The sequence below is a fragment of the Saccharothrix sp. NRRL B-16348 genome (assembly GCF_001280085.1).
Classification (GTDB): Bacteria; Actinomycetota; Actinomycetes; order Mycobacteriales; family Pseudonocardiaceae; genus Actinosynnema.
The window spans coordinates 1-24,880 of sequence record NZ_LGED01000200.1 but is presented as its reverse complement, the minus strand read 5'-3'; the positions used below and the strand labels follow the sequence as shown (position 1 = coordinate 24,880).

27 protein-coding genes and 1 rRNA gene are annotated in these 24,880 nt (G+C 70.6%); 19 read left to right on the top strand and 9 right to left on the bottom strand.

The genetic code is table 11. The features are described 5' to 3' along the window. The first annotated feature begins 5 nt into the window (after positions 1-5). A complete protein-coding gene (locus tag ADK67_RS21085) occupies positions 6-542 on the top strand; it encodes a DUF3000 domain-containing protein (RefSeq protein WP_053718179.1) in 537 nt (178 codons plus the stop codon). 148 nt (positions 543-690) lie between these two features. Here ADK67_RS21085 and ADK67_RS21080 read toward each other — a convergent pair whose 3' ends face one another. After that, positions 691-1,863 (bottom strand): dipeptidase, encoded by a 1,173-nt coding sequence (locus ADK67_RS21080; RefSeq protein ID WP_053718178.1) that lies wholly within the window; start codon positions 1,861-1,863, stop codon positions 691-693. Positions 1,864-2,117: 254 nt separating this feature from the next. Between ADK67_RS21080 and ADK67_RS21075 the strand changes: the two genes are divergently transcribed. Together ADK67_RS21075 and ADK67_RS21070 are read left to right on the top strand one after the other, a co-directional pair. Further along, positions 2,118-2,834, top strand: coding sequence for a response regulator (locus ADK67_RS21075; protein WP_053718177.1), 717 nt, complete (start codon positions 2,118-2,120; stop codon positions 2,832-2,834). A 67-nt stretch (positions 2,835-2,901) separates the two neighbouring features. Further along, complete coding sequence (locus tag ADK67_RS21070; RefSeq protein WP_053718176.1) at positions 2,902-4,152, top strand: ribonuclease D; 1,251 nt, start codon at positions 2,902-2,904, stop codon at positions 4,150-4,152. 215 nt (positions 4,153-4,367) lie between these two features. Here the strand turns inward: ADK67_RS21070 and ADK67_RS21065 are convergent, their stop codons facing one another. Continuing rightward, positions 4,368-5,015 (bottom strand): MerR family transcriptional regulator, encoded by a 648-nt coding sequence (locus tag ADK67_RS21065; RefSeq protein ID WP_053718175.1) that lies wholly within the window; start codon positions 5,013-5,015, stop codon positions 4,368-4,370. Positions 5,016-5,106: 91 nt separating this feature from the next. Between ADK67_RS21065 and ADK67_RS21060 the strand changes: the two genes are divergently transcribed. The 8 genes from ADK67_RS21060 (at position 5,107) to ADK67_RS21025 (ending at position 14,221) form a co-directional block, all read left to right on the top strand. Then, positions 5,107-6,021, top strand: coding sequence for a hypothetical protein (locus tag ADK67_RS21060; RefSeq protein ID WP_063797671.1), 915 nt, complete (start codon positions 5,107-5,109; stop codon positions 6,019-6,021). Continuing rightward, positions 6,018-6,467, top strand: a complete 450-nt coding sequence (locus tag ADK67_RS21055; RefSeq protein WP_053718174.1) for an ABA4-like family protein — start codon at positions 6,018-6,020, stop codon at positions 6,465-6,467. The genes ADK67_RS21060 and ADK67_RS21055 overlap by 4 nt, the downstream gene beginning before the upstream one ends. A gap of 83 nt (positions 6,468-6,550) precedes the next feature. Next, the gene (locus ADK67_RS21050) at positions 6,551-7,771 is read left to right on the top strand and encodes a thiolase family protein (RefSeq protein WP_053718173.1); all 1,221 of its coding nucleotides are present in this window, start codon (positions 6,551-6,553) and stop codon (positions 7,769-7,771) included. Beyond that, on the top strand, positions 7,768-9,879 hold the full coding sequence (locus ADK67_RS21045; RefSeq protein ID WP_053718172.1) for a 3-hydroxyacyl-CoA dehydrogenase NAD-binding domain-containing protein: 2,112 nt from the start codon (positions 7,768-7,770) through the stop codon (positions 9,877-9,879). Before ADK67_RS21050 ends, ADK67_RS21045 begins: the two co-directional genes overlap by 4 nt. Positions 9,880-10,225: 346 nt before the next feature. Further along, a complete protein-coding gene (locus tag ADK67_RS21040; RefSeq protein ID WP_053718171.1) occupies positions 10,226-11,182 on the top strand; it encodes a hypothetical protein in 957 nt (318 codons plus the stop codon). A 262-nt stretch (positions 11,183-11,444) separates the two neighbouring features. After that, positions 11,445-12,857 carry a plasmid pRiA4b ORF-3 family protein gene (locus ADK67_RS52655; protein ID WP_197289551.1) on the top strand — a complete coding sequence of 471 codons (1,413 nt, stop codon included), beginning with the start codon at positions 11,445-11,447 and terminating at the stop codon, positions 12,855-12,857. A 138-nt stretch (positions 12,858-12,995) separates the two neighbouring features. Then, the gene (locus ADK67_RS21030) at positions 12,996-13,448 is read left to right on the top strand and encodes a hypothetical protein (RefSeq protein ID WP_053718170.1); all 453 of its coding nucleotides are present in this window, start codon (positions 12,996-12,998) and stop codon (positions 13,446-13,448) included. 35 nt (positions 13,449-13,483) lie between these two features. Beyond that, positions 13,484-14,221 carry a DUF72 domain-containing protein gene (locus ADK67_RS21025; RefSeq protein WP_197289563.1) on the top strand — a complete coding sequence of 246 codons (738 nt, stop codon included), beginning with the start codon at positions 13,484-13,486 and terminating at the stop codon, positions 14,219-14,221. Here the strand turns inward: ADK67_RS21025 and ADK67_RS21020 are convergent. Both ADK67_RS21020 and ADK67_RS21015 read right to left on the bottom strand, forming a co-directional pair. Next, positions 14,214-14,951 (bottom strand): arylamine N-acetyltransferase family protein, encoded by a 738-nt coding sequence (locus ADK67_RS21020; protein ID WP_053718327.1) that lies wholly within the window; start codon positions 14,949-14,951, stop codon positions 14,214-14,216. The two genes, ADK67_RS21025 and ADK67_RS21020, sit on opposite strands and share 8 nt — an antisense overlap. A gap of 33 nt (positions 14,952-14,984) precedes the next feature. Then, complete coding sequence (locus ADK67_RS21015) at positions 14,985-15,659, bottom strand: hypothetical protein (RefSeq protein ID WP_053718168.1); 675 nt, start codon at positions 15,657-15,659, stop codon at positions 14,985-14,987. A 60-nt stretch (positions 15,660-15,719) separates the two neighbouring features. On the opposite strand from ADK67_RS21015, the gene ADK67_RS21010 reads away from it, so the two are divergent. The 3 genes from ADK67_RS21010 (at position 15,720) to ADK67_RS21000 (ending at position 17,536) form a co-directional block, all read left to right on the top strand. Further along, on the top strand, positions 15,720-16,568 hold the full coding sequence (locus tag ADK67_RS21010; protein WP_053718167.1) for a DUF72 domain-containing protein: 849 nt from the start codon (positions 15,720-15,722) through the stop codon (positions 16,566-16,568). A 66-nt stretch (positions 16,569-16,634) separates the two neighbouring features. After that, positions 16,635-16,997, top strand: a complete 363-nt coding sequence (locus ADK67_RS21005) for a peptidase inhibitor family I36 protein (protein WP_053718166.1) — start codon at positions 16,635-16,637, stop codon at positions 16,995-16,997. A gap of 98 nt (positions 16,998-17,095) precedes the next feature. Beyond that, complete coding sequence (locus tag ADK67_RS21000) at positions 17,096-17,536, top strand: hypothetical protein (RefSeq protein ID WP_053718165.1); 441 nt, start codon at positions 17,096-17,098, stop codon at positions 17,534-17,536. Positions 17,537-17,549: 13 nt separating this feature from the next. On the opposite strand, the gene ADK67_RS20995 is transcribed toward ADK67_RS21000, so the two are convergent. Both ADK67_RS20995 and ADK67_RS20990 read right to left on the bottom strand, forming a co-directional pair. Further along, a complete protein-coding gene (locus ADK67_RS20995; RefSeq protein ID WP_053718164.1) occupies positions 17,550-18,740 on the bottom strand; it encodes a PP2C family protein-serine/threonine phosphatase in 1,191 nt (396 codons plus the stop codon). Then, positions 18,737-19,540: an alpha/beta fold hydrolase gene (locus ADK67_RS20990; RefSeq protein WP_157620683.1), complete on the bottom strand. Its 804-nt coding sequence runs from the start codon at positions 19,538-19,540 to the stop codon at positions 18,737-18,739. The genes ADK67_RS20995 and ADK67_RS20990 overlap by 4 nt, the downstream gene beginning before the upstream one ends. Before the next feature lie 203 nt (positions 19,541-19,743). On the opposite strand from ADK67_RS20990, the gene ADK67_RS20985 reads away from it, so the two are divergent. Genes ADK67_RS20985 through ADK67_RS20975 form a run of 3 tightly spaced genes read left to right on the top strand, consistent with a single transcriptional unit; the run spans position 19,744 to position 22,033 of the window. After that, positions 19,744-20,310 carry a DUF3558 domain-containing protein gene (locus tag ADK67_RS20985; protein ID WP_053718163.1) on the top strand — a complete coding sequence of 189 codons (567 nt, stop codon included), beginning with the start codon at positions 19,744-19,746 and terminating at the stop codon, positions 20,308-20,310. 44 nt (positions 20,311-20,354) lie between these two features. Continuing rightward, complete coding sequence (locus ADK67_RS20980; protein ID WP_157620680.1) at positions 20,355-20,990, top strand: hypothetical protein; 636 nt, start codon at positions 20,355-20,357, stop codon at positions 20,988-20,990. Between the two features lie 23 nt (positions 20,991-21,013). After that, a complete protein-coding gene (locus ADK67_RS20975; RefSeq protein ID WP_053718161.1) occupies positions 21,014-22,033 on the top strand; it encodes a helix-turn-helix domain-containing protein in 1,020 nt (339 codons plus the stop codon). A 13-nt stretch (positions 22,034-22,046) separates the two neighbouring features. On the opposite strand, the gene ADK67_RS20970 is transcribed toward ADK67_RS20975, so the two are convergent. After that, positions 22,047-22,847 (bottom strand): NAD(P)H-binding protein, encoded by an 801-nt coding sequence (locus ADK67_RS20970; RefSeq protein WP_197289550.1) that lies wholly within the window; start codon positions 22,845-22,847, stop codon positions 22,047-22,049. A gap of 188 nt (positions 22,848-23,035) precedes the next feature. Between ADK67_RS20970 and ADK67_RS20965 the strand changes: the two genes are divergently transcribed. Continuing rightward, a complete protein-coding gene (locus tag ADK67_RS20965; protein WP_053718324.1) occupies positions 23,036-23,971 on the top strand; it encodes an AraC family transcriptional regulator in 936 nt (311 codons plus the stop codon). A gap of 26 nt (positions 23,972-23,997) precedes the next feature. Next, positions 23,998-24,408, top strand: coding sequence for a nucleotide pyrophosphohydrolase (locus ADK67_RS20960; protein ID WP_082403668.1), 411 nt, complete (start codon positions 23,998-24,000; stop codon positions 24,406-24,408). Between the two features lie 7 nt (positions 24,409-24,415). Here the strand turns inward: ADK67_RS20960 and ADK67_RS54720 are convergent, their stop codons facing one another. Both ADK67_RS54720 and rrf read right to left on the bottom strand, forming a co-directional pair. After that, positions 24,416-24,541 (bottom strand): hypothetical protein, encoded by a 126-nt coding sequence (locus ADK67_RS54720; protein WP_269436012.1) that lies wholly within the window; start codon positions 24,539-24,541, stop codon positions 24,416-24,418. Between the two features lie 245 nt (positions 24,542-24,786). Then, positions 24,787-24,880: ribosomal RNA gene (gene rrf, locus ADK67_RS20955) — 5S ribosomal RNA — on the bottom strand; the annotation flags it as partial.

Genomic DNA, 24,880 nt, shown 5'->3' with positions numbered 1-24,880 from the left:
GTGGTGTGACGGAGCCCGAACTGTTCCAGCGGGCGGTGGCGACGCTCCGGTCGGTGCGAACCCGACCCGAACTGGAGTTGACCGAGGTGCGCCCGCCGCAACGGCTGGCGCCTTGGTCCTTCGCGTTGACCGCGGAGGTGACGGGGCCCGCCGACGAGCTGTCCACCGGACGGCTGGTGCTGCTGCACGACCCGGACGGGGTCGAGGCGTGGTCGGGCGTGTTCCGGCTGGTCGCCTACGTGCGGGTGGAGCTGGACGCGGAACTGGCCGCCGACCCGCTGCTGCCCGAGGTCGGCTGGTCGTGGCTGGTGGAGGCGCTGGAGGTGGCCGGCGCGGAGTTCCTGGCGCTGGGCGGGACCGTCACGCAGACGTCGTCGGCGAGGTTCGGCGACATCGCGGGCCCCGCACGCACGGACGACCTGGAACTGCGCGCCTCGTGGACCGCCCGAACCGCCGACCTGGCCGCCCACGGCACCGCGTTCTTCGACGTCATGGCCACCGCCGTCGGCCTGCCCCCGGTCGGCGTGTCGACCTTGCGCTGACACCGCCTGCCGCCGCCGCCTGCCGCACAGTTGTCCACAGGCCCCGTCCGACCACCCGAATCCGTCGGTGCCCGCCGGCAGAATAAAGACAGGGGTCCCCTGGCGGGGACCCCTGCGCAGCGAGGCGGGTCGGTCCTTGCGAGGCGGGTCAGTCGTTGGCGCGAAGCACGCGCAGGGCGTTGAGGCCGGCGAGCTTGGCGCAGTCGTCCTCGCTCCACCCCCGGTCCAGCAGGGCGCCGAGCAGGTCCGGGTAGCAGGAGACGTCCTCCATCCCCTCCGGCAGGCTGCGCGTCCCGTCGTAGTCGCCGCCCAAACCGATGTGGTCGATACCGGCCACCTCGCGGGCGTGCTCCAAATGGGTGATTACGTCTTCCATGGTCACGCGCGGTGTCGGGCCGGCGGCCGGCCACTCGTCCGCGAACCGGTGGCGGGCTTCGAGGTCGTTGTGGTTCTCCCCCGCCACCTCCATCGCCTCCCTGAGCCGGCCGTCCCAGTCGACGTACGCCTGGGACAGGAACTGCGGCACGAACGTCACCATGCACACGCCGTCGTTGTCCCGGAGCCGCGCCAACACGTCGTCCGGCACGTTGCGGGGGTGGTCGGCGACCGCGCGGCACGACGAGTGGCTGAAGACCACCGGCCGCGTCGAGACCTCCAGGGCGTCACGCATGGTGGACGGCGCCACGTGCGACAGGTCGACCAGCATCCCGACGCGGTTCATCTCCCGCACCACGTCGCGCCCGAAGTCGGTCAGCCCGCCGTGCACGGGCTCGTCCGTCGCCGAGTCGGCCCACGGCGTGTTCTCGTTGTGGGTGAGCGTCATGTACCGCACGCCCAGCCGCCGCAACGCCCGCAGCACGCCCAACGAGCCGTTGATGCTGTGTCCGCCCTCTGCGCCGATCAGGGAGGCTATCCGCCCGTCCCGGAAGGCCCGTTCGGCCTCGTCGGCGGTGGTCGCGATGCGCAGGTGCGCCGGGTAACGCGCGGCGAGGTCGTGCACCAGCTCGACCTGCTCCAGCACGGCGGTGACGGCTGCGTCGCCCGCCAGTCGGCAGGGGACCCAGACGGACCAGAACTGCATCCCCAACCGGCCGTCGCGCGCCCGGACCAGGTCGGTCTGCAGCGCAGGCTGGCGGACCTCCAGGTCGACGACCGAGACGGGAGAGGCGGACACGACCGGCGCGTCGGCTGTTGACTTTTCACCGAATTCGTCACCCCGCGCGAGGTCGCGCAGCGCCCACGGCAGGTCGTTGTGCCCGTCGACGAGAGGCACCCGGGCCAGCAGTTCCTCGGCCCGGCCTCGACCTGTGGTGCTCGCCACCCGCAACTCCTTGATGTCGTCGTGAGAACCGCTCGCGTTACGCGCCCGATCGAGTTGTCAGCCGATCGTGTGACAGCGGGGGCCATCAGTGACAAACCATTCGGGATAGATACCCGATTGATCGTCCCGTAGACCCGCTTGGGCGGCTACGCTGCCCCAGACGACACCACTTTCGGTCGATCAGTGGCGCGGCTGATTGGACGAAAGTCCCGGTGCCGGTCGGGGGGCACGACCGACTCCAGGGAGGTAGTGACGTGGCTGCCGTCGGCTTAGGTCAGGCCGTTCGTACCACGCCAGCCGGCACGTTGCCGGCGAACATGGTCCCGCACCCGCGGGAGGAGCTTTTTTCAGTGCTGGTGGTCGACGACCACCCACTGCTGAGGGAGGCGATATCGGCTCGGCTCACCCAGATGGGAGCCGGGACAGTGCATGAGGCGGCTTCGGTTGCGGAGGCTCGGGCGCGGGCACTCGCTACCGGACCGTGCGACCTCGCGATCCTCGATCTGGGTCTGCCGGATGGCACCGGCATCGACCTGGTCACGGAACTCCGTGCCCAGGGCTGGCCCCGCATCGTGGTCCTCGCGTCCTCCGACGACCCCTACGCGGTCAGGTCGGCCTTCCAGGCAGGCGCTCAGGCGTACCTGCTGAAGTCCGCCTCTCCGATGGTGGTCACCGACGGGGTGCGCAGGGTCCTCGACGGCGGCGTCTACGCAGATCCGAGCGTTGCGCCCGTGCTCGCCGCGGGCACGAGGGTGCCGGGCACCGACAACACGCCGCGGGAGCTTTCCGCGCGTGAGGTCGAGGTCCTCCAGCTGGTCGCCGATGGCCAGAGCAACAAGGAAATCGGCGAAGCGCTCAGCCTTTCCGCGCTCACGGTGAAGTCTCACCTGTCGCGGATCGGGCGCAAGCTGGGCACCGGGGATCGGGCTCAGATGGTGGCGCTGGCCATGCGTGCCGGCGTGATCCGCTGAGCAGGTCGGCACACTGAACCGGCCGAACACACCCGCGAGTGGTGCGTTCGTCGTAGGGTCTTCCGCCGTGGACGTACCCTCCGACGAGCCAACCGAACCAACCGGTGCTGATCCGGTGCCGCTGGTGGAACCCGCTGACGGTGTTCCGCCTGTCGTCGCCGACGCACCGTCGCTCCGGCGTGCCGCTGATGCGCTCGCCGGAGCGACGGGTCCGGTTGCGGTGGACACCGAGCGAGCCTCGGGATACCGCTACTCGCAACGCGCTTACCTGGTGCAACTGCGCCGGGAAGGCGCCGGGACCGTGCTGGTCGACCCGATTGCCCTCGGCGGTCGGCTCGATCCGCTGGTCGAGGCGCTGGACGGGACCGAGTGGGTGTTGCACGCGGCGTCGCAAGACCTGCCGTGCCTCGCCGAACTCGGTCTGCGACCGAGCGTGTTGTTCGACACCGAGCTGGCGGGCAGGCTGGCCGGCTTCGAACGGGTGGCGCTGGGCACGCTCGTCGAGCGGTTGTTGGGCTACCGGTTGGAGAAGGGGCACGGCGCGGCCGACTGGTCGCGCCGCCCCCTTCCCGCCGATTGGCTGAACTACGCCGCCCTCGACGTCGAACTGCTGGTCGAGCTGCGTGACGTGCTCGAACAGGAGCTCAAGCGGCAGGGGAAGCTGGAGTGGGCGCTCGAGGAGTTCGAGGCGGCCCGCACGGCACCCCTGCCGCGTCCGCGCGCCGAACCGTGGCGCCGCACGTCGGGCATCCACCGGATCCGCAGTCCGCGGCAACTGGCCGCGGTGCGGGCGCTGTGGGAGGCCCGTGACGCGCTGGCCCGTGAACGGGACATCGCGCCGGGCCGGGTGCTGCCGGACGCCGCGCTGGTCGACGCCGCGGTGAAGAACCCCTCCGACGAGGCGGCGCTGTTGGCGCTGCCCGTGTTCCGCGGACGTGCGCAACGGCGCATGGTCGGCGTGTGGCTGGGTGCGTTGCAACGTGCCGCCGCACTGCCCCGCAACGAGCTTCCGGAGCCGTCACAGCAGCACGACGGCCCGCCGCCGGCCAACCGGTGGGCGGACAAGGACCCCGTCGCCGCAGCCCGTCTGGCGGCCGCCAGGACGGCCCTGACGGCCGTGGCCGAGGCGAACACCCTGCCGGTGGAGAACCTGCTGCTGCCCGACCTCGTGCGCCGCACGTGCTGGCAGCCGCCCGCCGACACCTCACCTGAGGGCGTGGCCGCCGTCCTGCGCGAGGGCGGCGCCCGCAACTGGCAGATCACCCTGACCGCGGACGCCCTCTCCACCGCCCTGACCCCGCCACCTCCCGAGCCCTAACCCCGCGCGTGTCGAACCCTCACGCCCCGCGTGTCGAACGTTCACGTCGCGCGTGTCCTACGTTCGCGTACCCCGAGTTGAACGCTCAGAACAAGATCGACTGTTCTGAGCGTTGAACTCGCGTGTTCTGAACGTAGGACTCTCGCGACGCGAACGTAGGACACGCGCGACCTGAAGGTTCGACACGCGCGGGCTGAAGGTTCGACACACGGGGGTCAGGGGTTCGAGCACGGTTGGGTCGGCGTCTCCTCCGCCTGGCGGACGCCGGACAGCTCGCGCCGGGCCAACGCGCGCACCGCCGCCATCGCCGCGTCACCCAGCACGGTCCCCACGACGACGGCCTCCAGCGCCTCGTCCTTGGACCCCGCGCCCAGCACGTACCCCAGGTCGGCCTCCGCCAACGGCCGGGCGGCGGCGGCGAACCCGTCGAGCATGTCCGCGAACCGCTCGTGCCCGACCTCACGCGCCGTGGCCAGCACACCCACCAGCGCCTTGTAGGCGTACGACGTGGGCCGGCACACCCACCCCTGCCGCTCCAGGAACGCCGCGACCTGCTCGTGCGCGACCTCGTCCTCGCTGCCCAGGTCCGCCGGCGCCACCGCGGCCGAGATCGTGCCCATCGCCTTGTGCAGGGACTTCTCCGGGTCGTCCAACGCGCCCAGCACCTCCCGCACGGCCGCGATCGACAACCCGCCCAGCTCCACCATCGCCCGCACGAGCCGCAGCCGGTGGAGGTGGTCGTCGGAGTACCTGGCCTGGTTCGGGCTGGTCAGCTCACCGGCAGGCAGTAGCCCTTCGCGCAGGTAGTACTTGATCGTCGGCACGGGCACGCCGCTGCGACGGCTCAACTCGGCGATGCGCATCGGGCACGGCCCCTTCCTGAGACGATCCTCAGCATGGATACTGTAACTATCCGATAGTAGAAAGTGCTGCTATCCATCTTAGGAGCCGTCCGTGACCCGCTTCCTCCGCCCGCACCCACCGTTGATGCTGTTCTCCCTGCTCATGGTCGCCCTGATCCCGGTGTCCCTCGCCGGACTGATCATCGACGACCGGATTGTCGCGGGGTCTCCGATCTGGTTCAAGCCGTTCAAGTTCGCGGTGTCCTTCGCCCTCTACGGCGTCACCCTGGCGTGGATGCTCACCCTCACCACCAGGTTGCGCCGAACCGGCTGGTGGGCGGGTACTGCGCTGGCGGTGGCGAGCGCGGCCGAGATGGTGATCGTGGTCGGCCAGGTGGTCCGGGGCAGGCAGAGCCACTTCAACGTGGCCACCCCGTTCGACCAGGCGCTGTGGCGCGCCATGGCGATCACCGTCGTGGTCATCTGGGCCACGCACGCCCTGATCGCCGTCGCGCTGCTGTTCACGAGGTTCACCGACGCCGCGATGGGCCTCGCCATCCGCCTCGGCACACTCCTCACGCTGGTCGGCCTCGCGCTCGGGTTCCTGATGACCTCGCCCGCGCCGGGCCAGGACGACGACGGCGACATCGTGGGCGCGCACAGCGTCGGCGTGCCCGACGGCGGACCGCAGCTGGCCGTCACGGGGTGGAGCACCACGGGCGGCGACCTGCGGATCCCGCACTTCGTGGGCATCCACGCGCTCCAGATCCTCCCGCTGGCCGCGTTGCTGCTGCGCGGGCGTGCGACCCGAAAGACCGTGTGGGGTCTGGCCATCGGTTACGCGGGCCTGCTGGCGCTGCTCACGTGGCAGGCGCTGCGCGGGCAGCCGCTGCTGCGCCCCGACCTGCTCACCGCGCTGGGCGCGCTGACCGTGGCCGCCTGGACCGCCACGGTGATCGCGAGGACCCCGCGCAAGGCCGACACGACCGACACGACCGGAAACCCGAAGGAGGTCGTGCGCGCATGACCGGGATCCTCTTCCAGCTCACGTTCTGGCTCACCGTCCCGTTCTGGGGCCTGATGATCTTCGCCCCGACGTCCTCCCTCACGAACCGGACCGTCTCGTCCCCGTTGATCGCGGTGCCGCCGCTGGTCGTCTACACGGTCCTGGTCGCCGCGCACCTGCCCGAGTTGTGGGCGACGATGAGCAGTCCGGACCTGGACACGCTCAGGGAGTTCCTGGCCACCGCCTGGGGCGCCTCGGCGATCTGGGCGCAGGTGATCGCGTGGGACCTGCTGATCGGCGCGTGGATGTACCGGGAGAGCCGCCGGCTGGGCCTGCACCCGCTGCTCATGGGCCCGCTGCTGGTGCTCACGATCGTCCTGTCCCCGTTCGGGTTCGGGCTGTTCCTGGCCATCCGGGCGTTCTGTGACCGATCCGACAGGGCGCCCACGGTGGTTACCGGCCAGTAACAGGGGCTAGAGTTGGGTTACCGATCGGTAGGAGTCGCGCCCGACCGCTCGGGCGAATCGTCACCACAAGCGGAGGAGACGCCGTGGCCGCACCAGTAGCGCCGGCACGCGTTCGAAACGTGGTCTTCGTGGACGGCGTGCGCACGCCGTTCGGCAAGGCCGGCCCCAAGGGAATCTTCGCGGAGACCCGTGCCGACGACCTGGTCGTCAAGGTGATCCGCGAGCTGCTGCGCCGTCACCCCGGGCTGCCGCCGGAGCGGGTCGACGAGGTGGCCATCGCCGCCACCACGCAGATCGGCGACCAGGGCCTGACCATCGGCCGCACCGCGGCGCTGCTCGCGGGCCTGCCCAAGTCGGTGCCCGGCTACGCCATCGACCGCATGTGCGCGGGCGCGATGACGGCCGTGACGACGTCGGCCAGCGGCATCGCGTTCGGCGCGTACGACGTGGTGATCGCGGGCGGTGTCGAGCACATGGGCCGGCACCCGATGGGCGAGGGCGTCGACCCCAACCCGCGGTTCCTGTCGGACAAGATCGTGGACCCGTCCGCGCTCGTCATGGGCTCGACGGCGGAGAACCTGCACGACCGGTTCCCGGCCATCACCAAGGAGCGCACGGACGCGTTCGCGGCGGCGTCGCAGGCCAAGTACGCCGACGCGGTGAAGAACGGCAAGATCGGCCCCGAGCTGGTGCCGGTCGCGACCCGTTCGGCCGAGAACGGCTGGGGCCTGGCCACCGCCGACGAGCCGCCCCGTCCCGGCACCACGGTCGAGGACCTGGCCAAGCTGAAGACGCCGTTCCGCCCGCACGGCCGGGTCACCGCGGGCAACGCGGCCGGCCTGAACGACGGCGCGACCGGCTGCATCCTGGCCGAGGAGGAGACCGCGCGCGAGCTGGGCCTGCCGGTCGGCATGCGCCTGGTCGGCTACTCGTTCATGGGCGTCGAGCCCGAGGTCATGGGCGTCGGCCCGGTGCCGGCCACCGAGAAGGCGTTGAAGCGCGCCGGCCTCACGATCGACGACATCGGCCTGTTCGAGATCAACGAGGCGTTCGCCGTGCAGGTGCTCGCCTTCCTCGACCACTTCGGCATCGCCGACGATGACCCGCGGGTCAACCAGTGGGGCGGCGCGATCGCCACCGGCCACCCGCTGGCGTCCTCGGGCGTGCGCCTGATGACCCAGCTGTCACGGCAGTTCGCCGAGCGCCCGGACGTGCGCTACGGCATCACCACCATGTGCATCGGCATCGGCATGGGCGGGACCGTCATCTGGGAGAACCCGCACTGGAACGGAGAGTCGAAGTGACCGCGTTGACCGCTGACGAGGCCAAGGCCCTGTTCCCCGACGAGGTCGTCACGCACGCCCGCACCAAGCTGGTCACGGTGCCCGGGCTGGACGGCCAGGTCGCCCTCATCACCATCGACAACGGCCACGACCACACCCGGCCGTCCACGTTCGGCCCGCAGTCGCTGGTGAGCCTGAGCCAGGCGTTCGACGAGGCCGCGGCGGCGTCACCGATGGCGATCGCGGTCACCGGCAAGCCGTTCGTCTTCGCCGTCGGCGCGGACCTGACCGCCGTCGAAGGCGCCTCCGAGCGCTCACAGGCCGTGACGATCGGGCAGCTCGGGCACGACGTGTTCCGCAAGTTCACCGAGTCGTCCGTGCCGACCTTCGCGTTCGTCAACGGCGCGGTGATGGGCGGCGGCCTGGAGCTGGCGCTGTCATGCCACTACCGGACGCTGGCGTCCAACGCGGCGGCCATCGCGCTGCCCGAGGTGTTCCTCGGCCTGTTCCCGGGCTGGGGCGGCACGCAGCTGCTGCCGAACCTGATCGGCCCGAACGACGCGGTCACCGTGATCTTCGAGAACGCGTTGAACCAGAACAAGATGCTCAACCCCAAGCAGGCGCTGGACCTGGGCATCGCGGACGTGCTGTTCGACTCGGCGGACTACCTGGAGCAGTCGCTGCTGTGGCTGGCTTCCGTGGTGCGCGGCGACGTCGTGCCCGCACGCCGCGAGATCGACCGCGGTGAGGGCTGGGACGCGGCCGTGGCACGTGCCCGGGCGATCGTCGACGGCAAGACCAAGGGCGCGGCGCCGGGTGCGCTGAAGGCCCTTGAGCTGCTGGAGCTGGCTCGTGCCAACGACTTGGACGCCGGGTACGCGGCGGAGACCGAGGCGCTGGCGGACGTCGTGATGAGCGACGAGCTGCGGGCCGGGCTGTACTCGTTCAACCTGGTGCAGAAGCGGGCCAAGCGACCGGCCGGCGCGCCGGACAAGTCGTTGGCGCGCAAGGTCACCAAGGTCGGCATCGTCGGCGCGGGCCTGATGGCGTCGCAGATGGCGCTGCTGTTCGCGCGGCGGCTGGAGGTGCCGGTGGTGCTCACCGACATCGACCAGGCGCGGGTGGACAAGGGCGTCGGGTACGTGCACGGAGAGATCGACAAGCTGCTGGGCAAGAAGCGCGTGTCGCCGGACAAGGCGAACAGGCTCAAGGCTCTGGTGAGCGGCTCGTTGGACAAGGCGGCGTTCGCGGACGCGGACTTCGTCATCGAGGCCGTGTTCGAGGACCTCGGCGTGAAGCAGAAGGTGTTTGCCGAGGTCGAGGAGCACGTCTCGCCGGAGGCCGTGCTGGCGACCAACACGTCGTCGCTGTCGATCACCGAGATGGCGTCGGGCCTCAAGCACCCCGAGCGGGTCGTGGGCTTCCACTTCTTCAACCCGGTCGCGATCATGCCGCTGCTGGAGATCGTGCGCGCCGGGCAGACCGACGACGCCACGCTGGCGACCGCGTTCGCGGTGGGCAAGCAGCTGAAGAAGTCGTCCGTGCTGGTGAAGGACGCGCCCGCGTTCGTGGTGAACCGGCTGCTGACCCGGTTCATGGGCGAGGTCGTGAAGTCGATCGACGAGGGCACGCCGTTCGAGGTGGCGGACAAGGCCACCGAGCCGCTCGGCCTTCCCATGTCGCCGCTGATCCTGCTGCAGCTCGTCGGCCCCGCCGTCGCGCTGCACGTGGCGGAGACGATGAACGCCGCCTTCCCCGACCGGTTCGGCGTGTCGGACAACATGAAGAAGTTCGTCGCCGCCGGCAAGACCGCCGTGTACCAGTGGGACTCGGCGGGGAAGCAGACCGTCGACCCCGAGGTGCAGGCCCTGTGGTCGTTCGGCGACCAGCCGCTGACCGGTGACGAGGTCTTCGCGCGTGCGCTGGAGGCGTTGGCCGAGGAGATCCGGATCATGCTCGACGAGGGCGTGGTGGCGGAGGCGCAGGACATCGACCTGTGCATGCTCCTGGGCGCCGGCTGGCCGTTCTGGCTGGGCGGCATCACCCCCTACCTGGACCGTTCGGGCATCTCGGAGAAGGTGACGGGCCAGCGCTTCCTGGCACCCGGCATCGCCTCCGTGCCTGCCTGACCTCCAGTCCCCTGCGCCCCGGCCGTCGTGCGACGGCCGGGGCGCAGTGCTTTCCGGGTGCCGATTGCCTGACGTCGCGAGCCGCGCCCCCCACCTGACCGCTCGGCTTACCTGCTGCTCTTGGCTGCGCCTGCGGCGCTCGCGGGCGTCCTCTCCTTCGTCGGACGTGCCGTGTTGCCCGCATCTCGTTGACGTCACCCATAGCGGTGACACCATGAAGTTCGAGACCTAAGGTCAGCCCTCACACGATCAAGTGACGACCGGTGGGGGACCGTCCATGACGCTCGCTCTTCTTGCCCCTTGCTACGGCAACCCCGACACGAGGAAGCGCTTCCACGAAACGCTCGTGGGTTCCATCGCCTTCACACAGGAGCCCTACCGCTCGCTCCTGTCCGAGGCCGATCTGGCCCGGCTGGAGGAGTTACACCCGTCCGGTGAGGCGCACTTCTGGGGTGCGATCCCCCGTCACGACAAGCCCATGGAACGGCTGCGCGCCGGCGGCGTCGTGCTGTTCGTCGGCGAGAAGAAGATCAAGGCCACCGGCGAGATCGGACACCTGTTCCGCAACGAGCCCTTGGCGGATCTCCTCTGGAACCAGCACGCCAACGATTCGAGCTTCACCAACGTCTACAGCGTCCTCAACGTCCGGCTCACCGACTACCCGATCACCGACCTCTGGGGCATCGAAGGATTCACCGCCGGCGACTACGTGTACGGGCAGCGCATCGTCGAGGAGCCCCGGTCGTCACGCCTGATCACCGCTTTCGGCATCAACCCGGGCACCGTGGAGGCGGAGTTGAGCGCCAGGCTCAACGCCACCGCCGACCTCGTCGGGCTCGACACCCGCGTGATCCCCGTCGAACGAACCCACGTGGACGTCGTCTGGCACCGGATCGCGGAGCGGCAGACGGCGTACGAGCGGGTCGAGGCTCGACTGGTCGCCCGCTATCGGGCTTTCCGCTCCGACGTCGAGATGCACAGTTTCGTCACGCCGAGCGGCAAGCGGGCCGACCTGTACTACCGCGACGACGCGGATGTCGTGGTCATCGAGGCGAAGAGTCTGGCCACTCACGGGAAGGTGCGGGAGGCCGTCGCGCAACTGCTCGACTACGCGGTGGACAGCCCGGAGCCGGTCACCCGCCTGGTCGCCCTCTTCCCCGAGCGCCCCGGCACCGACGGCGTCGGTCTGCTGCACCGGCTGGGGATCGACTGCGTCTACCGGACCACCGATGACCTGTTCGCCACCGAACACGCTCCCGACGAGCGCCGCCGGCACATGCGCCTGGTCTGGCACGACCGTTGAGCAGAGCCGCCACTCAGCAGCGGGGGCACCGCTCGAGGTGCCCGGCCGCCGCACGAACCCAGGTCCGGCCGCGACCGCCCGAGCGGCCCCGCCACGGCAAGAACGTCACAGGACCGCATGTTCCACTGTCGAGTGCCAGGTCAGCGCACATGACAGTCCCGGCCCGAACGAGAGCCCTCCGGTGGTACGGAGCTTTGTCCGGGATTGTTCGGGGGAGAGGGTCGTGAACAGTCGTCGACGCCGAGCCGGCACGATTGGGCGGATGTCGAACGACAGCCTGCCGACCCTGTCGGAGCTACGCGCCATGCTCGTCGCCGAAGGTGCGCCCGAAGAGGTGCTTGGTCTGGTGGACGGTTCACGGGACGTGGACGAGGCGGTGCGGCGTCTCACTGAAGCGGGTGTGATCGGGTCGCCCGAAGAGGCCGTGGCTGGGCTCCTGGACGGTTTCTCGGCGTTGCTGGAGCCCGGTTGTGGCCCGTTGGACGCGGAGTTGACCGGAGCGGAGTTCCTGGGGTTGCTCGCGCAGGGCGTCGCGGTCGAAGACGTGCCGGAGGCGCTGGCCGCGTTGATCGCGGAGGCCGAGGCCACCGGAACGCCGGAAGCGCTGGCGATGGCGCGGACGCTCGCGGTGGTCGCGGAGGAGCCCGTGCGGACGCTCGCCCGGGAAGCCGGTGATCGGCTCGTCGCGAGCGGTCTGGTCGAGGCCGCGTGGGTCGAGGTCGTCGGCGGGCCCGCGGTCGGCGCCTGCTTCGGTTACGCCGACGTGCTCGGGGCGCAGGACGGGCTGGCGATGACCTTCGCTTACGGGCGCAAGGCGCACGTCCTCGTCGTGCTGATCGACCACGACCTCGGCGGTGGGGTGAAGGACTGCTTCGTCAGCGACCAGCCGGAGGCGATCAGGTCCGGTTACGTCCAAGCCGCCGAGCAGCACGGCGTGGTGTTCCGCGAGTACACGCCGGAGCAGGCACGCGTGATCGTGGCCGACGCGCTGGACCGCGAGCCGTGCCCGGTGGAGCCCGACCAGGTCCAGGACGTGACGACGAACCTGGCCCTGCTGCGGCAACGGGTGGGACTGCTGCCGGAACCCGAGCCGACACCGGCCGACACGAGGGTGCACCGGCTGAAGGTGTCGCTGCACGGTGCCAAGCCGCCGATCTGGCGTCGCCTGGAGGTGCCGTCCACGATGCCGTTGGTGCGGCTGCACCGGACGATCCAGGACTCGTTCGAGTGGGAGGGCTACCACCTGTGGGTCTTCGAGGCCCCCGGCGGTGGGCGGTACGGGGCGCCTGACCCGGAACTTGAGCACGGCGACGCCACTACCGTGACGCTCGCCGACGTCGCCGGGAACCCTGAGGACCGCCTCGGCTACCTCTACGACTTCGGCGACGGCTGGGAGCACGACATCACGGTGGAGGACGTCGTCGACGCCGAGCCCGGCATCGCCTATCCCCGTTGCCTGACGGGTCGTCGGGCCGGCCCGTTGGAGGACTCGGGCGGCATCTGGGGTTACGCCCACCTGTGCGAGGTGCTGGCCGACCCCCACCACCCGGAGCACCAGGAGCGGATGGAGTGGCTGGGGCTGGACGACCCCGCCGACTTCGACCCGGCCTACTTCGACCCGGACGAGGTGAACGCCCTGCTCTCGCAGCGGGCGAAGGTGCTGGTCGAGGAATAAAGCGCCGCGGGACGGCCCGCGGCACCACGAGTGCGGTGACGTCTCTGAGTGGGTGGCCGCTACTGCACGCGGGTGCTTTGGCCGCGCAGGCGGGTGAGGGGTGCTCACGACGGTTTCAGACACACGATCTTGAGTGTCATGACTCCGCAACGACGAAGAGCGCGCGCCCGCCGTCCCCGGCCCGATCCCGTGCGCGTGGAGGAGTTGGTCGCCTACCTCCGCGCCGACCGGGCGTGGCGGGACGAGGTGGCGAAGCGGCTCGTGTCGAGGCTGGACCAACGGCTGGTGCGGTCGGCGCGGGCGTCCGGGTGTCGGCCCATCGCGCACGTGGCGGAGGAGCTGGACAGCCAGGCGTGCGTCGACCTCGGGCACGGTGTGCCGTACCAGCTCGCGAAGGCCGTGTACGGGCAGGTGCGGTTGCGCGGCGCGGCACGGTTGCGGCAGACGGCGCGCAGCCTGCGCGTGCTCGGCGTGTACCTGTGCGGCAACGACTTGGCCGGGTGCCCGTGCACGGAGGCGTTGGCGCGTGATCCGCAACAGGCGCGGGTGGATCGCGTGGTGAGCGGTGCGTTAGACGGCGCGGGCTTCTAGCGGCACACGTTTGGGCGGTCACACCGATGGGCAACATCGTCACCGTGGGTGAAATCCGAATCGGCACCTCCGGCTGGCGCTATCCCGAGTGGCGTGGCGACTTCTACCCGCGCGGGTTGCAACAGCGGCTGGAATTGCAGTTCATGTCACGGCGGCTCGACACGGTCGAGATCAACGGCTCGTTCTACGGGCTGCGCAAGCCGACGGACTACAAGTCGTGGTTCGAACGCACCCCCGAGAACTTCGTGTTCGCCGTCAAGGGACATCGGGAGATCACGCACACGAAGCGATTACGCGACGTCGGGAAGGACGTGGAGGAGTTCTTCGGCTCCGGCGTCCTCGACCTCGGGCCGAAGCTCGGGCCGGTCCTGTGGCAGCTGCCGCCGACGCTGCCGTGGCGGCCCGAGCGGATCGCCGCGTTCCTCGACCTGTTACCGGGCCCGCCGGTCCGGCACGCGCTCGAGATCAGGCACCCGAGCTGGGACACGCCCGAACTGGCGGAGTTGTTGGCACAGCACGACATCGCGCTCGTCATCGCCGAGTCCGCGGGCCGCTTCCCCGAGCCGCGCGTGCTCACCGCCGGCTTCGTCTACGCCCGCCTGCACGGCGACGAAGAGCTGTACGTCAGCGCGTACTCCGACCCGGCGCTGGACCGCTGGGCCTCCCGGTTCCGCGCGTGGTCGGCCGAGCGCGACGTGTACGTCTACTTCGACAACACGATGGGCGGCGCCGCGCCGTTCGACGCCCTCGCGCTCGCCGAACGCCTCAGCTGAGCCGGGGCACGCGGTCCAGCACGACGCCGAAGTGCTTGGCGTAGGCGTCGAGCAGCGCGTCGTCGTCCAGCTCCTCGATCACCTTGTCGTCACCGGTCGTGGTGATCAGCTTGTTCTCGGCGATGGTGATCCGCCCGGTCGCCGTCGGCAACGAGCACGTCGCACCGCGCCGGAACGGCGACTCCGGCCACGTCTGCTGGTACCAGCACGTGGCGCGGAACTCGTCCAACGTGCGCGGGCGAAGTTCGAGGCGGTACTGGGGCACGCCGTTGAACAGCACGTCCACGTCACCCTCCGGTGTGTCGACCATCCGGAACACACCGGCGGGATCGTGCTGGTCCTCCCTGCTGACCAGGTCCAACGGCCGCAGGCTGAACCGCCCGAAGCCGACGTCGACCAGCAGATCGCCCACGCGCAACGCCATGTGGTCGAACGGCGGCCCGTACGCGCCGTCGTTGAACACCTTGGCCGACAGGATCCGCACGTCGTGCCCCAACGCCCTCAACAGCGCCGCGAACGCCCCGTTGAGCTCGTAGCAGAACCCACCGCGCCGCCGGTTGACGATCTTGTCCACGAGCAGGTCCTCGTCGAGCACGATCGCCTCGCCGAGGTGGATGGAGAGGTTCTCGAAGGGCACCGCGGCGAGGTGCAGTTCGTGCAGCTCGACCAGCGTGCTCGCGCGCGTCGCGCCGATCCTGGCCAGGTAGGCGTCAAGTGTCCGGTCGTCCATGAGCACAACTTGCACCTTCGAGCGCGGTGGAGGTCAAGGCCGGTGCGCCTCGACCGAGCCGTCGTCGCGCACGAAGAACACCGACAGGCGCATCCCGGTCACCGTCGTCCCGATCGAGCGGATCAACGAGCGGTAGGTCGGCACGTCCGGGAACGCGAACGCCACCTCGTCGTCCGGGTACTCCTGACGGAGCTGGAGCACCTTCACCACCGCACCCGCGAACCACACCCGCGCCTGGGTGGCGGGCTGCGTCGGTTTGACCTCGGCCGCGCGTCGTGCGTCGGCATAGGACGTCGACGGGTAGCCCTTCACCTCGACGTGCAGCAGCGTCCCGGCCCGTTCGGCCCGGATGTCGGTGCCGCGCTCGCGGGCGGCGGTGTCCGCGACGCGCAACACCCGCCACCGCTCGGCCACCAACCAGGAGACCACCCGATCCTGGACCGCGGCCTCCGACCGGTCGACCCCTTCTTGGGACGCGGCCGTCGAGCGACCGGACGACCGGGCGGGTGCAGGTTCGTCGGGGTCGAGCGAGCGGTTGCGGATGGGGCGGGCGAAGTCGTCCCGCGCGATGCGCCCTTCCCGGGCCAGCTGGCGGCAGTAGATGTTCGCCTGCGCGTGGTTGACGTGCAGCGCGTCCGCGATCTCGCGGTCGCTGAGCCCTTCCGGGTGCTCGGCGAGCAGCCCGAGAACGCGGTCGGTGAAACTCACACCGCCATGGTCGCACCGGTCCACGGGGTACGCCGGAGATCATCCGGGTACTCCCGAGACGTGACAGGTGACGTTCGGATCGGCACGTCGGGCTGGGTGTACCCGACGTGGCGTGGCGCGTTCTACCCGGAGGGCCTGGTGCGGCGGAGGGAGTTGGAGCACATCTCCGGGCTCCTCTCGTCGGTCGAGTTGAACGGTTCCTTCTACTCCCTGCAACGCCCCTCCAGCTACCAGGCGTGGGCGCGGCAGACGCCGGACGACTTCCTGTTCGCGGTCAAGGGCGGCCGGTTCATCACGCACCTGAAGCAGTTGCGCGACGTGGAGGCGCCGTTGGCCAACTTCTTCGCCTCCGGTGTGCTCGCGCTCGGCCCCAAGCTCGGGCCGGTGCTGTGGCAGCTGCCCCCGACGACCGCCTACGACCCCGACCGCCTGACCACGTTCTTCGACCTGCTCCCCCGCACCACGACTGCCGCCGCCGAACTCGCCGAACGGCACGACGACCGCCTGCCGGAGGACCGCGCCTGGACCACCACCGACGCCGACCGACCGTTGCGGCACGCGCTGGAAGTCCGGCACCCGACGTTCCTGGTCCCCGAGTTCCACGACCTCCTCCGGGCGCACGGCATCGCGCTCGTCGTCTCCCACTCCGCCGACCGGTTCCCGTACCTCGAAGACGTCACGGCGGACTTCGCGTACGTGCGGCTGCACGGCAACCAGGCCCTGTACGTCGGCAGCTACACCGACGCCGAGCTGGACGAGTGGTCCGCCAAGATCCGCGCCTGGGCGACCGACCACGACGTCTACGCGTACTTCGACAACGACACCGACGCCGCGGCCCCGCACGACGCCCTCCGCCTCGCCGAACGCCTCGCCCTGCCCAAACCCGCGCCGGCCCACACAATCAGGTGAACGGCGGCCGCACCGCCCCCACACCGCCGTCCGCCACAGCACTCTGGAGCGGTGGAGGTGACCCGAATGACGACCCGCACCCTCGTGACCGCGCTGGCCCTCACCGCCGGCGCCCTGACGTCGAGCGGCACGGCCGCGGCCCAGTCCGACCCGACGTGCGACCGGGGAGAGTTCTGCGTGTGGTCGGGCACCAAGTACACCGGCGCCGCGCACCGCCTCGACCTGGAAGCCGCGAACCCGCGCGAGTGCATCCCGCTGCCGGACGGTTTCGTGGCGCGGTCGTTCGTGAACAACCTGACCAGGGACACCTCGGTCTACCAGCGGGTGACGTGCTCGACCGAGGCCGAGTTCACCACCTACCCGGGCAAGGGCACGTATGTGCCGGACGCGCCTTTCGTGGTCAGGGCCATCCAGGTCTGGGAGCCCTGACCACGGTGAGCTACGCGCAACCCCCAGTGTCGCCCTACGCGTGGGTGCCGGCACCGCATGCGCACCGGATTCGCGCAACGTGCAAGCGAGTCGCGCTCGTGCTGCTCACCGCGTGCTTCGTGCTGGTGCCGCTCTTGGTGCTGTTCGGCGGGGAACTGCCTCCCCTGTACCCGGCACTCGGCGTCTTCGGCTGGATCCTGGTCGGCACCAGCGTCGTCATGGCGGCCCTGGCGGCCGGTTACCTCCTCGCGGCCCGCCGTCACGTGTCGGTCGAGCACGTCGAGCTGCGGAAAGTCGGCGAGTTGCGCTCGGGGATCGTCGTGGCGTGGACGTCATCGCTGCTCATGACGATGTTCGCCTACCTCAGCCTGGGCGTCGGCGTGTCGTTGGCACCGCTCGGCACGGAGCCCCGCAGCCTTTCGTGGCCCGCCGTGGCGACGTTCATGCTCCTGTCGGCCATGCCCTTGGCGCTCACCACCGTCGCACTGGTCGTGAGTCGACGGCTGTTCCCTCCGCCGGCCGGCCGGAACCGGCGATGAGCGGCACGTCCGGTCAGGGCGACGGAGGTCCGGGAACGCCGATCGCCAGCACGGCGGTGTCGTCCTCGACGCCCTCGCCCAGCCGTTCCAGCAGGCCCACGAGCGCGTCGACGGCACCCGCGGCGGAGACGGGTGGCAGGGTGGACACGAAGTCCAGCAACTGTTCCTCGCTGTACCGGGTGTCGCCGGTCCTGGCCTCGATCAGGCCGTCCGTGTACAGCACGAACGTGTCGCCGGCGGCCAGGTGGACGGTCGTGGTGACGACCCGCGCGTCCGGCAGGATCCCGATCAGCTGACCACCGGGCATCTCCACGTACTCGACCGTGCCGTCCGCGCGCAGCAGCAGGCCGGGCGGGTGGCCGCCGGCGGCCAGGGTGAGCGTGCACCGGTCCTCCTCGACGGTCAGCACGCCGAACGTCACCGTGCAGAACCGCGGGTACCCGGTGTCCGCCTCCTGGTTGAGCACGGTGTTGAGGTTGGTCAGCACGGCGACCGGGTCCGGGTCGTACACGGCCGCCGAACGCAGCGTGTAGCGGGTCAGGGACGTCACCGCCGCCGCGTTCGCGCCCTTGCCGCACACGTCGCCGAGGAACAACGCCCACCGGCCGTCCGCCAGCGGGAACAGGTCGTAGAAGTCGCCGCCCACCTCGAACGGTGACGCGTGGTGGTAGTGCGTCGCCGTCTCCACGCCCGGCACGGCGGGCAGCACCGGCGGCAGCAGGGTCCGCTGGAGGGTCGTCGCGAGCCGCCGGATCTCGTCGCGTTCCCGCTCGGCCTCCTGCCTGGCGCGCAGCAACTCCCGTTCGTACGAACGGCGGTCGCTCGCGTCGAACACCGTGGTGCGGATCAGCAGCGGCTCGCCGTCACCGCCGGTCTTCACGGTGGAGTTCACCAGCACCGGCAGCCGCGTGCCGTCGGCGGCGACCATCTCCAACGCCACCCCGCCGACCTCGCCCTGCATCCGCAGCAACGGCGCGAAGTGCGTCTCGTGGTACAGCTTCCCGCCGACGCTGAGCAGGTCCGCGAACCGCAGCCGACCCACCAACTGCTCGCGCTCGTACCCCAGCCACCGCAGCAGCGTCCCGTTCACCTTCGCGATGTGCCCGTCCAGCATGGTGGACAGGTAGCCGCACGGCGCGTTCTCGTACAGGTCGTCGGCGCTGTCCTCCAACAACGCCGAGAACGCCTCGCGGTCGCGCGTCACGCCGCGTCCGCCACGAAACGGGCGATGGCCGCCGCGGTGGCCTCGGGAGCGCTGAGCTGCGGGCAGTGGCCGGTGGCGTCGAGCGTGACGAGGGTGCTGCCAGCGATCCGCGCGTGGACGTACGCGCCGACCTCGGGCGGCGCGATCACGTCCTGCCGGCACTCCAACACCAACGTCGGCACGCTCACCTCGCCCAGGTCCGCCCGGTTGTCGGACAGGAACGTCGTGCGGGCGAACACCCGCGCCACCTCAGGGTCCGTGCGGCAGAAGCTGTTGGTCAGCTCGGCGCCCAGCTCCGGCCGGTCGGGGTTGCCCATGATCACCGGCGCCATCGCCGCCGACCAGCCCAGGTAGTTGCTGTCCAGCGAGTCGAGCAGCTCGTCGATGTCGGCGGCGCTGAACCCGCCCCGGTAGTCGCCGTCGTCGACGTACCGCGGCGACGGCGTGACCAGCACGAGCTTGGCGAACGTCGCCGGCTCCGCCACCGCGGCCAGCACACCGACCATCGCCGACACGGAGTGGCCGACGAACACGACGTCGCGCAGGTCCAGCGCGTGACAGATGTCCAGCACGTCCCGCGTGTACCCGTCGAGCGTCGAATAACGCTCCGCGTCCCACGCCGACAGGTCGGACCGACCCGCGCCGACGTGGTCGAACAGCACGACCCGGCACGTCGCGGCGAGCACCGGCACGACCAGCCGCCACATCGTCTGGTCGCACCCGAAGCCGTGCGCGAGCATGACGACGGGGCCGTCGGCGTCGCCGGTCACGACCACGTTGTTCCTGCGCCGCGCGTCCACTACGTCATCCTTCCACTTCCCCGGCGTGGTTCCCGCTGTCCTGCTATCGACCATAGGTTCCGCGGGGGTCGGATGCCCGGTGTCGACGTCGGGCCGCTTCCCGCGGACGACTGCGGCTCGGCCGGGAACCGAGTTCCGGGCGACGGCGTCCCAACCCGCGTCGGTCGTCGGCGGAAAGCAGCGGAACAGGGGAAGCCCGAGCCATGCGTCGATCCCTCACCGGTGTCCTGGTGGCACTCGCGCTCACGACGGCGTGCAGCACCCGGACTCCCGTGGAGCCCACCTCGTCGGAGCCCACCACCACAGCGCAGTCCAGCCCTTCCGCCACGTCACAGGCGCCGCGACCCCGGGAGATCAGGCTGGAGACCGAGCAGCCGTGCCTGCTCCTGACCGCCGCCCAACGCACCGAGTTCCTCGTCGAGGGTGAGGGCAAACCCCTGCCCATCAAGACCTACGAGACGACCGGCTGCAACTGGACCTCGGCCCACACGAGCTACACCCTGGTCCCGGTGACCACGGAGGGCATCGAGGCCTGGGCCGGCAACGAGCGCGCCGCCCGGGCGAGCGTCACCGACCCGGTCCGCGACTTCCCGGCGATCACGGTCACCATCCCGTCGGACACCGCTTCCTGCGACGTCATGGTCGACACGGCGGCAGGGCAGTACCTGGTCGCGTCGTTCACCGCCAAGCGCGATTCACCGGACCTCGCGACGCCGTGCGACGGGGCACGGCGGCTGGCCGAGGCGGCCATGCGGAACCTGGCGGGCTGAGCGGCCGGCCCGGATTGTCGGTGGTCGGCGCTACCGTGCCGGGCATGAGGATGTCGAACGCCACCGAGCTGACCGCCGAGCACCACGCCCAGCTGGCGGAGCTGGGCCTGCGCACGGACCACCTGGACGAGGCGATCTGGGCCGGGGTCGACGCCCGCGCTTCCGCGCCACCGTTGGGGCCGACCAACGGCGCCGGGCTGCTCGACTGGATCCACCGGGTCGGCAGACTCCGCGAAGTCCTCGTGGCGGAGGGCTGGACGCGGGTCGACAAGTGGAACGCCGGCCTCGTCCAGCACCCCACCAAACCGGTCGTGCTGGGCACCCTCCAGGGCAACCGCCACACCGGCACGCCCGGTGCTCCCCTGCGCAGCGACTACGCCAAGGGCCCGGCCATCGCCGCCATGATGCGCGGCAACGACCACGACCAGTTCACGCTCTTCGACTCGCTGCACACGCACGAGTGGAAGCTGTGGTTCCTGGTCACCTACCCCCAGCAGGAAGGCGAACGCCTGGTCGTGCTGCGCGAGGTGGCGCAGCCGGAGCCGACGCCGCAGGGCCAGGTCGTGGACCGCTGGGCGCACCGGATCACGTTGCCGCCCTTGGTGTTCGGACCCCTGCCCGCGCCACGCGGCGCTCAAGGCCCAGACGACGTCGACGTCACCGTCACGCCGCGCCAGTAGGCAGGTGCGAGAATGGCGCGATCATGCTCACGCCTTCCCGCCTCGTCCTCGCCCGGACCCGCCGCGGCCTCACCGCGGTGGAGTTGGCGCGCAAGGCGGGCACGAGCCCGGCGAGCATCGGCGACTACGAACACGGCCGCCGCCGGCCACGACCGGCCACCACGGCCAGGCTCACCGAGGCCCTCGGCTTCCCGCCCGGCTTCCTCGAAGCCGACGACGTGCCCGAGGTCGAGGTCACGTTCACCAGACCGGCGGCCAAGCGGCAACGGGACGCCGCGCTCGGCGCCGCCCGCCTGGCCATCGGCTTCGACGGCTGGCTGACGCGCGCGTTCACGTTCCCCGAGCCGAACGTGCCGACGTGGGACCACCCCGACCCGGAGACCGCCGCCGAGGTGCTGCGCGCCCGCTGGGGCATCCCGCACCGGCCCGCGCCCAACATGGTGCACCTGCTGGAAGCGCACGGGGTCCGGGTCTTCTCCCTGCCGCCGGACTGCGCGGGCGTCGGTCCGTTCTCCTGCCGGCACGACGGCACCCCGTACGTCTTCCTCGACCCGACGGCCTCCCCCGGCGAGGCCCGCTTCGACGCCGCCCGCGAGCTCGGACGGCTGACCGGGGCGTCGGACGCGCAAACGTTCGCGGCGGCGTTCCTGCTGCCCCGCGCCGGTGTGCTGGCCGCGGTGGCCCGAGGCCCGCTCACCGAGCACGTCGTCGCGCACAGCGCCACGTGGCACGTCGACCCGGTGACCCTGGCGCACCGCCTGCGCGACCTCGGTCTGCTGACCCGGCCCCAGCACGCGACCGTGTGCGCGCAGCTGGCCCGCCGCACCGTCGGGATGGCCCACCGCGAGACGTCCCAGCTGCTCACCAAGGTCTTCCGGGCCCTGCGCGCCCAGGGCACCACGCCGCACGGCGTCGCCCGCGAACTCCTGCTGGACGTGGAGGAGCTGAACGGGCTGGTGTTCGGCCTCGTGCTCACCGCCCTGCCCGGTCAAGGCGATCCCGGCCGCCGCACCAGGCCGAACCTCACCCTCGTGCGGCCGTGACGGGGTCGAGGGGTCACGCCCAGATGCCGGCGGCCTCCTTCACGTAGTCGCCGAACAGCCGCCCGTCGTGCCCCAGCACGGACGGCACACCGTCGGACAACGCGGCGTCGTGACCGTCGCGCATCGCGGTCAACGACATCGACAGCACCTCCGCGTACGCGACCCCGAATCCGCGCTCCACCAACATGCCGGTGTAGTCGGCCGCGGGCATCTCGGTGATGCGGATCGAACGACCCGACACCTCGCCGATCCGGGCCAGCACGTCGCCGAACGTCAACGCCTCCGGCCCCGACAGCTCGTACGCGACGCCCGCGTGCCCGTCCTGCGTCAACGCCGCCACAGCCACGTCGGCGATGTCCTGCGCGTCGATGAACGGGTGCGCGCCATCACCACCGGCGGGCAGCGCGACCTCGCCGGCCAGGATCTCCGGCAGGAAGTAGTCCTCGCTGAAGTTGTGCGAGAACCACGTCGGCCGCAGGATCGTCCAGTCCACACCGGACGCCCGCACGGCACGCTCGCGGCCGTCGTCCGGCGAGATGCCGCGGGCCGACAGCAGGACGATCCGCCGCACACCCGCCGCCACGGCCTGGGGCACGAACGCCGCCACCTCGGCGTCGTCCAGGTTCATCGCGAGCGGCACGAGGTAGACGGCGGTGGCGCCGTCGAGCGCGCGTGCCCAGGTGGACTCGTCGGTCCAGTCGAAGGGGATCTCCGTGCGGCGGGACACGGGACGGTAGTCGACACCGAGGGCGTCGAGGGCGGAGACGACACGGCGACCGGTCTTGCCGGTCGCGCCGAGAACCAGGATTGTCATGCCACTAGACAATCAAGATCGTGCTGGACGGAACATGGCTCACCGTCCCGGAACCATGTTCAATCGTCTACGTGGATGACATGGCGGGCGTAGCTGACCTGACGGGCGTGGCGGACATAGCAGGCGCGGCGGACATGGAAAGCGCGGCGGACATGGCCGCGGTGGCTACCGTGGGGGACGTGGCCGACATCGACGCTCTCAACGATCTGCTGCGCGGCTTGCGCGCGCAACGTGCCGAGGTGTGCCGTTCGGTGGCCTCACCGCCGTGGGCGCTGGCGTTCACCGAGACGACGCCGTTCACGCTCGTCGCCGCCGTGCGCGGCGACACGTGGCTGCTGGCCGAGGACGGCACCCAGGTCCTGCTGCGACCGGGTTCGCTCGGGCTGATCCGCGGGCCGCAACGGTTCGTGCTGGCCGACGACCCGTCGATGCCCCCGCAGCTGGAGGTCACCGAGTCGGACTGCGCGGAGTCGCTCATCGGCACCCGCACCTATGGCTTCACCGGGGCTTGGGCCGGGGCCGGCGCGGCTGATGGCGAAGCGCTGGTGGTCGTCGCCGGGTATTCGGTCGACGGTGGCGTGGCGGCGCGGCTGCTGAACGCCCTGCCGGCGACGTTCGTCGTGACGTGCGACGACGAGCACTGCCCCACGGTGGACGTGCTCGCCGCAGAGGTGGCGAAGGACCAGCCCGGGCAGGACATCGTCCTCGAACGGCTGCTGGACCTGCTCCTCGTGTACGCGCTGCGCGAGTGGTTCGACCGGCCCGAGGCGAAGACCCCCGCGTGGTACCGGGCGTTGGGTGACGAGGTCGTCGGGCCCGCCCTGCGCGCGATGCATGACGAGCCACAGCGTGCGTGGACCGTCGCGGAACTCGCAGCACGCGCGGGGGTGTCACGGGCGGCGTTGGCGCGCCGGTTCACCGCGCTGGTCGGCGTGCCGCCGCTGACGTACCTGACCGAGTGGCGCATGGACGTCGCCGCGGACCTCCTGAGCAAGCCTGACGCCACGGTCGGTTCCGTGGCGCGTGCGGTCGGGTACGCGGACGGGTTCGCGTTCAGCACGGCGTTCAAACGGGTACGCGGCGTGCGTCCCAGCGACCACCGTGTGGTAGCTCTGCAGGCATGAACTCTGCGGGCACGAACTCCGAGGGCATGAACTCTGCGGGCACGAATTCTGGGGGAACGAACACGGCGGACGCCAACTCCGCGGGCAAGACCCTCGACGACCTGCGGGACGCGCTGCGCCGGTTCGCCGCCGCGCGCGACTGGGACGAATACCACACCCCGAAGAACCTCGTGATGGCGTTGTCCGGGGAGGTCGGCGAGCTGACCGACCTGTTCCAGTGGCTCACGCCCGAGCAGGCCGCGCACGCGATGGACGACCCCGAGTTGGCGTGGAACGTGCGGGACGAACTGGCCGACGTCATGCACTACCTGGTGCGGTTGGCCGACAAGCTGGACGTGGACCTCATCGAGGCCGCGTTCGCCAAGATCGAGCGCAACGAACGCCGTTTCCCGAACGGTGACCTGAAGCCGATCGAAGTCCCGAAGGCCGCTGAATGACCGTGCGCTAGACGTAGGTCAACAACAACAAGATCAAAGCGATGAGGACCACCAGGCCGAGCACGGCCGAAGCCCACATCGGTGTGTCCGACGACGACGGGCGGGCACGCAGGTGCCTGCCTCTTCGTCTCATTTGTCTCCGCGCGCGCCATGGCACCGACGCCTCCCTCGTCCAACCACCGCTGCTCATGCGGGCTACGGTATGGACGATCAACCCCGGCGAACCGCGCGTCACCCGGTCGCGCCACGCGCGTCGCCCGAATAGCGGTGGAAGCCGCCGGATAGTGACGGTTCGCCGTCGCGTGGAAACCTTGTGCTGAACGCAAAAAAGCCCTCAGGGGCACTCGATCTGCTCGAGTGCCCCTGAGGGGACGAATTGTTCGGCGGCGTCCTACTCTCCCACACCCTCACGAGTGCAGTACCATCGGCGCTGGAAGGCTTAACTACCGGGTTCGGAATGGGACCGGGTGTT

Coding starts and splice junctions, on each gene's coding strand:
- ADK67_RS20980 (WP_157620680.1), top strand. CDS start 20,355: ATGAGGATGTCGAACGCCACCGAGCTGACCGCCGAGCACCACGCCCAG.
- ADK67_RS54720 (WP_269436012.1), bottom strand. CDS start 24,541: ATGAGACGAAGAGGCAGGCACCTGCGTGCCCGCCCGTCGTCGTCGGAC.
- ADK67_RS21020 (WP_053718327.1), bottom strand. CDS start 14,951: ATGGACGACCGGACACTTGACGCCTACCTGGCCAGGATCGGCGCGACG.
- ADK67_RS21005 (WP_053718166.1), top strand. CDS start 16,635: ATGACGACCCGCACCCTCGTGACCGCGCTGGCCCTCACCGCCGGCGCC.
- ADK67_RS20970 (WP_197289550.1), bottom strand. CDS start 22,847: ATGACAATCCTGGTTCTCGGCGCGACCGGCAAGACCGGTCGCCGTGTC.
- ADK67_RS21055 (WP_053718174.1), top strand. CDS start 6,018: ATGACCGGGATCCTCTTCCAGCTCACGTTCTGGCTCACCGTCCCGTTC.
- ADK67_RS20960 (WP_082403668.1), top strand. CDS start 23,998: ATGAACTCTGCGGGCACGAATTCTGGGGGAACGAACACGGCGGACGCC.
- ADK67_RS21065 (WP_053718175.1), bottom strand. CDS start 5,015: ATGCGCATCGCCGAGTTGAGCCGTCGCAGCGGCGTGCCCGTGCCGACG.
- ADK67_RS52655 (WP_197289551.1), top strand. CDS start 11,445: ATGTCGAACGACAGCCTGCCGACCCTGTCGGAGCTACGCGCCATGCTC.
- ADK67_RS20975 (WP_053718161.1), top strand. CDS start 21,014: ATGCTCACGCCTTCCCGCCTCGTCCTCGCCCGGACCCGCCGCGGCCTC.
- ADK67_RS21030 (WP_053718170.1), top strand. CDS start 12,996: ATGACTCCGCAACGACGAAGAGCGCGCGCCCGCCGTCCCCGGCCCGAT.
- ADK67_RS20985 (WP_053718163.1), top strand. CDS start 19,744: ATGCGTCGATCCCTCACCGGTGTCCTGGTGGCACTCGCGCTCACGACG.